Here is a 1726-nt window from a genome sequence, read left to right on the forward strand (position 1 = left end):
AGGAGTTCTTGTGTTGTCTCGTTTGCTCGGTGTTTCTGGTCGGGTGGCGTCTCGTCGGTCTTTTGTGGGTCTGTCGGTCCTGGTGGGGGTGGGTTTGCCGGTGCTGACGGGTTGTGACCTGCCGGGAGTCTCCAAGGACAAGGGAGGGTCGGCCTCGTCGTCGGGTTCCACCGCCAGCAGGCCAGCCACGGCTGGCAGCGCTCAGGCGGGTAGCACCGACTGGCAGAAGCTTGACGGTCACGTCATGGGCCACAAGGTGAGTGTGGAGGTCTCCCCCGTCGTCCGCCAGGACGAGACCTCGTACATCGCCCTGAAGCTGACCCGCGCATCCGACGACGCCTCTGTGAAAGAGATCAATATCAGCTCTTACGGCGGAGACGACAACAAGCTCAAGACTGACAACTATCTGGGAGCTCCGACAACCTACGGTCCCGGCACCGGCGCCTCATGGACCAAACTTCTCGACCTGGGCTCAGGTCGGGTGTGGAGCGCCGTCGACGGCAGCGGTGCTTTTCTGTACCTCAGCCCCGGCGAGGAGACCACCGCCTACCTGTCCTTCGGCAAGGTCGACACCGACTCCGTCACCGTCATGGTCCCCATGGCCGGCTTCACCACCGTCTCCGTCCTGGACGCCAACGACGCCAAGAAGGCCGGCATCAACCTCACCACGGCAAAGCAGGAACTTGCTAAGTGGCCCAACGCCATCACGAAGAATACGGCCCCAGTTGTAATTGAGCGCTACACCCGGGCCCTGGACGACTCCACCAGCACCCACGCCGGAAGCAAGGACATCACCGTCACCCTCGCATCAGACGTCACCTTCGCCTCCGACTCCGCCGACCTGGCCCCTGCCGCCGACGCCCAGCTCAAGACCGTGTCCGCCCAGCTGGCCCAGTACCCCGACGGCGGGGCCCTGACGATTGTGGGCCACACCGACGACGTCCAGGACGACGCCTACAACCAGACCCTCTCCGAGAAACGAGCCAACGCCGTCAAGACCCGCCTCGAACAGCTCACCAGCCTCGACAAGTGGCAGACATCCGTCTCCGGCAAAGGCGAGTCCGAGCCCAAGATCAACGACACCAGCGACCAGGCCCGCGCCGCCAACCGACGCGTCGAGATCACCCTGACCCCCACCGGCGGCACCACCCCCAAGAACACCACCACCCCCACCCCCAACAGCAGCAGCACAGCCTCTAACCCCAGCAGCGGCAAGCTGCCCGACCCCCAGGGCCCCGTCGCCAAAGGCCCCGAAGGCGTCACCCTCACCCCCAAGAGCGGCGACACCAGCGGAGAGGTCACCATCACCCTCGACCACGTCACCCGCTCCGGCGGCTACCTCCTGGGCACCGTCACCTGCACCGTCAAGAACGGCTCCACCGGCGCGCAACTCCACCCCCTGCTCCAAGACCCCCAGACGGCCCTGTCCAACCAGCGCGACGAGGACGGCAGCGCCGTACAAACCCTCCTCGCCAGCGACGGCCTGACCCTCCTCAGCAACGGCGAACGCGTCTTCCCCGCCGACTACCTCGACGCCTACAACAAGCAGCACCTCCCCCTGACCGAACTCAACCTCTACGACCACCTCAAAGGCGGCACCACCACCGTCTGCGTCATCTGGCCCGACCCCGGCGGCGACACCATCACCCTCGACCACCCCAAAGGCAAGTACTCAACCCCAGACACCGCCTACCGCCTCACCAACATCCCCATCAAGAACAGCTGA

The 1726-nt window shown here is 65.4% G+C and carries 1 protein-coding gene; it reads left to right on the top strand.

Annotated elements, in window-relative coordinates:
* The first annotated feature begins 64 nt into the window (after window positions 1–64).
* Window positions 65–1726 (top strand): OmpA family protein, encoded by a 1662-nt coding sequence (locus BKH20_RS13100; RefSeq protein WP_143225017.1) that lies wholly within the window; start codon window positions 65–67, stop codon window positions 1724–1726.

The sequence above is a fragment of the Actinomyces oris genome (genome assembly GCF_001937445.1).
Lineage (GTDB): Bacteria > Actinomycetota > Actinomycetes > Actinomycetales > Actinomycetaceae > Actinomyces > Actinomyces acetigenes.